Here is a 6,000-nt window from a genome sequence, read left to right as displayed (position 1 = left end):
CCCGCCCCCGCCCCGGCGAGCACCCCCGCCTCGGCTACCTCGGCCGGCCCGGCGAGCACCCCCGCCTCGGCTGCCTCGGCCGCCCCGGCCTCGGCCGACCGGCCTCCGGCCGCCCCACCGCCGTCCGGCCAACCCTCGGCCACCCCACCGCCCACCACCTCGGCCTCACCCGCCCCCGGCCCGGCGGGCGTCCCCGCCACGGGCTGCCGGGCGGGCGCGCCGACCGGCGTTCCGAGGGACCCCGGGCTCCCCCGCAGGGCCGTCGTCGGGGTGTCCGGGCCCGGTTCCCGCGCCACCTCCCGCAGCAGTTCGCATGCCTCCTCGGCTCCGGGTCGGGCTTCGGGGCGTTTGGCCATCAGGCGCCGCAGGACGGGGGCCAGCGGTCCGGCGTGGTGGGGTTCCGGGAGGGGCTCGTCGACGATCGCGGTGAGCGTCGAGAAGGTGGAGGTGCGGCTGAAGGGTGAGGCTCCCTCGACGGCCGCGTAGAGGGCGGCGCCGAGCGCCCAGACGTCGGAGGCCGGCCCGGGATCGGCGCCCCGGGCCCGCTCGGGGGCCATGTAGTCCAGCGAGCCGACGAGTTCGCCGCCGCGGGTCAGATGCGTGGCGGAGCCGTCACCGGGGTCGGCCATGGTGGCGATGCCGAAGTCGGTGAGGACGACCCGGCCGGAGCGGTCGAGGAGTATGTTGCCCGGCTTGACGTCCCGGTGCAGGACGCCGACCCGGTGGGCCGCGGCCAGGGCGTCCAGGACCTCGGCGCCGATGCGGGCGGCCTCGCGCGGGCCCACGGTGCCGCGCTCGCGCAGCACGTCGTCCAGAGAGGGCCCGTCGACCAGTTCCATGACGATGAGCGGCCGGCCCTCGACCTGGGTGATGTCGTGCACCACGATCACCGCGGGGTGCCGCACCCGGGCGGCCGCACGTGCCTCACGCTGCATCCGCAGCCGCAGGTCGGCCAGTTCGGGCCCCGCGCTGTCCGTGTAGGCACGCAGTTCCTTGACGGCGACCTCGCGGCCGAGAACCTCGTCCAGGGCGCGCCACACCACACCCATGCCGCCGCGCCCGAGCCGGGCCACGACCCGGTACCGCCCGGCCAGCAGGCGCCCGGTCCCGTCAGCCTGTCCGTACGTACCCGACACCACAGCCCCGCTCCTGACACTCCGTGAATGGCGCACCAGAGTACGGGGCGGTGACAGGGACGGTTCAAGTGCCCCGCGAATGCTGTGACTTGGCCGCTACCTGACCGTGCCACGCCACGACAGGTTCACGCTGGCGGTCGCTGCCACCGACCCCGCCCGCGCGACCGGCTCCTGGGCGCCCTGCTCGTCCTGACGAACCTCGAAGTCGACCGCTGAGCCCATCTCAGCCCCGGCAGGAATCCCACCAGGGCGAACGAGGGCTCCAGCTGCGTGGATCCCTCATCCGGATGCGCAGCCTGATCGGGGCTGCGGTTGCGGCGCCCGGCTGCCGAGCCGGACGCCGCGACCGCTCGGGTCAGGCCGACGCGGTGACGGCTCCGCCGAGGTGCCGGGCGAAGAACCGGACCGCGCTGTCCGCCTCGAACCTCGGCAGCTCCTTGTGCCTGCCTGAGTTCACGTGCAACGACTTCTCCTTCGAGGCGAAGGCGTCGAAGAGCGCGAGACCCTCCTCGCGCGAGATGTGCTCGTCGTCCCACTGCAGATCGAACTCGACGGGGATGGTGATCTGCTTCGCTTTCCCGGCCAGGACATCGGGCCAGTGCTGGCCGAAGACCGCGGCGGAGATCCTGGGCTCGACCGCCACGAACGGGATGCCGATCGCGGTGCCCATGTTGAGGCCCCAGAAGCCGACCGGCCCGTCGGTGCCGATCTCCGGGAGCTCCTGGAGGGCGTTCAGCATCGCCCGGTACTCGGGCACGGCCAGCTCCGCCAGGTGGTCGTTGTAGCGCACGACGATCGGGCCTTCGGGCTCGCCCGCCGCCCGTGCCGCGAACAGGGCAGCGATCTCCGCCTCGTCGTGCGCCGTGCGCGGCCGGTCGCCGTGGCCGGGCGCGTCGAGGACGGCGACGTGGAAGCCGCAGCCGGCCACAAGGAGCCGTGCGCGGCCGGACATGGCCGGGTGCTTCTTGTGGTTGCCGCCGCCGTGGGCCATCAGGATCAGGGGCGCAGGGTCGGCTGCGTCGGAGGCCGGCGACCAGAGGACACCGGGGACACCGCCGACGGTGAAGTCGCGCTCAAGGATGCCGTTCGACGACGACGTGGAGGTGAACTGCAGAGATCGCATGGGATGTTGCCCTTCGGGAGTGCCTTGTTGTCGAGGCGCTCCTGGCGACACCTACGTCAATCGCCCAACCGTGACGAGAGGGGGAGCACCCACATGTACAGCGTTCATGGGTTTCACCTCCTGGGGCGGCTTCACGGTCGAGTGAAAGCTAACAGCCCGATGATCATCACTCAACTCTTTTTTCCGCCACGCCATCACGACTCCGGACAGGGCCTGGTGCCGGATAAGACAACGCTCGCCCCGCTGCGAGGCGCCGTCCGGGTCCCGGTAGTCGCCTCGCCGGGTCAGCCGCGAACTGCCTCTCATCTCCAGGCCGTGCTGCGGCGCTGGTCGGCGCGCTGCTCACCATCGTCGAGAGCTCGGTAGTCGCGGCTGTGCGGCAAGCCGTTCACCAACTCCAGGAACTCCTCGTGCAGTCGGCCGTTGGTGACCAGCACCGACATGTCGCCCTCCAGTACGGACGCGCCGTCCAGGTCGGTCACTCGGCCGCCCGCCTCTGTGACGATGACCGGCATCGGAGCGACGTCCTCGTAGCCCATCGGCGGACCGGCGATGACGCCGGCATCGGCTCGGCCCGTCACCAGGGCCGCGATCATGCCGGTCGAGGGCACCAGGAGGACCCGGCGGTGGAGAGCGCACAGAAGTTCCTCCGGCCAACCGGCCGGGTTGTGCATCAGCGTCCTTGCTCCACCCAGGCCGGTCCGTGACGATACCTGGGCACGGCGGCCCGATTGCAGGTCCGGGTCCGGACCCGGCAGCACCCAGCAACCCAGGCCACGCCCCGCCACGATCATCTGCTGGCTCAGCGGCATGTTGATCACACCGATAGCGGGCCCGTACTCGTCCTCGTAGGCGAGATCGGTCGAGAACAGCGGCACTCGGTCAGTGAAGTACCTCGTGCCGTTGATGGGGTCGATGATCCATCGCCGTCCTGACAACCCGCTGGTCGCACCGCCCTCCTCTCCGAAGATCCCGTCGTCCGGCACCCGTCGGCTCAGCTCCTTCCTGATCAGCTCTTCAACTGCCACGTCGATCTCGGTGACCTCGGTGCCGTCCTCCTTGACACGGCTGTGCCAGTCATCGCTGAAGAAGCCGTCCGCCGACATCTGCCCGGCGCGACCGGACAGGCGAACAGCGAAGTCCAGAAGCTCCCGGTCGACGGGAGGGACATCGAAGGCGTGATCCATCCGTCGAGCCTTTCACGGCTCACCGACCGCCGGGCGGGACCAGGTCAACTCGAGCGCCTACGTGGGGCCGTGGACAGGGCGAACGTCGCCCGGGGCGGCCGCACCCCGGCGGAACAACGCGGTCCACAGGAAGGTCACGCCGAACAATGCCGACTCGGGGGGCTCCTCCCGCATGCGGCGCAGTTCCACCTCCACCAGGTCAGAGAAGATGCGGCGCAGCGAGTCGGGGGTGTAGGCGAGGCCGCCTTGCAACTCGCGTTCGCGGTAGATCTCGGCGTCCGTGAGTTCCGACCCCATTCCCCCCTCGCCGGCTGCGAAGGTGGTGAGCGCGAGGTGGCCGCCAGGGGTGAGGACCCGGTCGAGGAGGGCCAGGTAGCTGATCCGGCGGTGCGGTGGCAGGTGGTGGAAGCACCCGGAGTCGACGACCAGGTCGTACGGGCCACTCAACTCGGCGGTGGGCAGCGCGAAGGCGTCGCCGCACAGGAAGCGCACGTCGACTCCGGCCTCCCGCGCCCGGTCCTCGCCCCAGGCGACGGCCACCGGGGAGAGGTCGACGGCGTCCACCCGGAAGCCGCGCGAGGCGAGGTGGACCGCGTTGCGGCCTGGTCCGCATCCCAGGTCCAGGGCCCGGCCGGGAGCGATCAGGCCCTGGTCGAGGTAGCCGGCCAGGTTCTCGTCCGGCTTCGACACGAAGAACGGGACCTGCCTTGAACGGTCGGCAAAGAAGCGGTCCCAGAAGTCCTTCCCGTCGCCCGTCGCCAAGCGGCCGGCCTCGGATGCGGATACGAAGAGCCCGTCCAAGAGCGCGAGAACGTCCTCGACGGTGCGTACGGTCCGGTCCATCCGCCCCCCTTTCGACCCGATCGATGTCGATCGATGCCGATCGATGCCGATCGTACGAGCGAGAATGACGAAAGGCCAGGTCAGACCGTGTATGGCGGTGGGTGGAGCGGGCCGCTGCGAGCCTCGGAGGCCACCGGTGAACACCCGCTCCGGACCCCGGCTCCGCGTCCGCCCAGCCTGTCGTCGGAGGCCGGAACGAGGCCGTTCTCAGGTACTGCGGGGGGCCTAGTTCGACGAGATTTCCGGCGGTGCCACGGGGCGGGCGTGGTCTGCTGCGGCGGAAGCCGTCAGATCGCCGCGCCTGGGTGTCGCGAAGCTGTTCAGGTCGGCGCGGGTCAGGCCGGTCAGGTGGGTCACCTCGGCGGTGTCGAGGGCGCCGCAGTCCAGGCCGCGCAGCAGGTAGCCGCTGAGGGCCTTGGCGGTGGCGGGCTCGTCCATGACGTCGCCGCCGGTGCGGTTGGCGTACCGGGCGAGCCGGGTGGCGGCCTGCTCCAGGCCCTCGCGGTAGAAGGCGAAGACGGCCGCGTACCGGGTGGGGAGGTGACCGGGGTGCATGTCCCAGCCCTGGTAGTAGGCGCGGGCCAGGGCGCGGCGGGTGAGGCCGTAGTGCAGCCGCCAGGCGTCGTGCACGTTGGCGGTGGGCCCGACCGGCAGCACGTTGGTGGAGCCGTCGGACACGCGGACCCCGGTGCCCGCCGCGGCGACCTGCATGACCGCCTTGGCGTGGTCGGCGGCCGGATGGTCGCCGGCCTGGTAGGCGGCCGAGACGCCGAGGCAGGCGCTGTAGTCGAAGGTCCCGTAGTGCAGTCCGGTGGCGCGGCCGTCGGCGGCCTGGATCATCCGGGCGACGGTGGCGGTGCCGTCGGCGGCCAGGATGGCCTGGCTGGTCTCGATCTGGATCTCGAACCCGATCCGGCCGGGCGCCAGGCCGTGCACCTTCTCGAAGGCCTCCAGGAGCCGGGCCATGGCGGTGACCTGCTCGGGGTAGGTCACCTTGGGCAGGGTCAGCACCAGCCCGTCGGGCAGGCCGCCGGCCTGCATCAGGCCGGTGAGGAAGATGTCCAGGGTGCGGATGCCCCGGTCCCGCACCGCGGCCTCCATGCACTTCGTGCGGATGCCCGTGTACGGCGCCGCGGTGCCGTTCCGGCAGGCGTCCGCGATCAGCCGCGCCGCCCGGGCCGCCGCGGCGTCCTCCTCGGGGTCGGGGCGGGGGCCGTAACCGTCCTCGAAGTCGACGCGCAGGTCTTCGACCGGCTCGCGTTCGAGTTTGGCGCGGACCCGGGAGTACACGGGTTCGGCTAGGTCCTCGGACAGGCCGAGCACGGCGGCGAAGGAGGCGGCGTCCGGGGCGTGTTCGTCGAGCGCGGCGAGCGCCCGGTCCCCCCACGAGCGGATGGTGCCGGCCTCGAAGGCGTCCGCGGGGACGTACACGGTGTGGACGGGCTGGCGGGTCCCGGGGTCACCCGGATAGCGGCGCTCCAGTTCGGCGTCGACGGGTGCGAGGGAGGCGCCGATCTCCTCGCCGACGGCGCCCGTGAGGCTCGTCGCCACCTTCTCCTGCTGGCCCTGGCCCATCCGACACCCTCCTGTTTTCCACTGTACGGAATCAACAATCCGTTGAAGTGAAGCTATCCGGGCGCCTTCGCGGCGGTCAACACCATGTCCACGGGACGACACGCCCCCATCTGGGCATGTTCACGCTCATCACACA

The 6,000-nt window shown here is 71.6% G+C and carries 5 protein-coding genes; all 5 read right to left on the bottom strand.

The window, feature by feature from the left end; genetic code table 11:
• The coding region (locus tag AB0G52_RS21445) for a serine/threonine-protein kinase (RefSeq protein WP_361337913.1) at positions 1-1,139 on the bottom strand (1,139 nt) is incomplete at its 3' end.
• Positions 1,140-1,491: 352 nt separating this feature from the next.
• On the bottom strand, positions 1,492-2,259 hold the full coding sequence (locus AB0G52_RS21440) for an alpha/beta hydrolase (protein WP_361337911.1): 768 nt from the start codon (positions 2,257-2,259) through the stop codon (positions 1,492-1,494).
• A 302-nt stretch (positions 2,260-2,561) separates the two neighbouring features.
• Positions 2,562-3,446 carry an inositol monophosphatase family protein gene (locus AB0G52_RS21435; RefSeq protein WP_361337909.1) on the bottom strand — a complete coding sequence of 295 codons (885 nt, stop codon included), beginning with the start codon at positions 3,444-3,446 and terminating at the stop codon, positions 2,562-2,564.
• 57 nt (positions 3,447-3,503) lie between these two features.
• Positions 3,504-4,289 (bottom strand): class I SAM-dependent methyltransferase, encoded by a 786-nt coding sequence (locus tag AB0G52_RS21430; protein WP_132887449.1) that lies wholly within the window; start codon positions 4,287-4,289, stop codon positions 3,504-3,506.
• A 225-nt stretch (positions 4,290-4,514) separates the two neighbouring features.
• Positions 4,515-5,864, bottom strand: a complete 1,350-nt coding sequence (locus tag AB0G52_RS21425) for an aldolase/citrate lyase family protein (RefSeq protein ID WP_132887448.1) — start codon at positions 5,862-5,864, stop codon at positions 4,515-4,517.
• Positions 5,865-6,000: the final 136 nt, after the last annotated feature.

The sequence above is a fragment of the Streptomyces sp. NPDC021562 genome (assembly GCF_040640875.1).
In the GTDB taxonomy this organism is placed as follows: Bacteria; Actinomycetota; Actinomycetes; order Streptomycetales; family Streptomycetaceae; genus Streptomyces.
The sequence above is the reverse complement of the archived record's forward strand: the minus strand, read 5'-3'. Positions and strand labels throughout refer to the sequence as shown.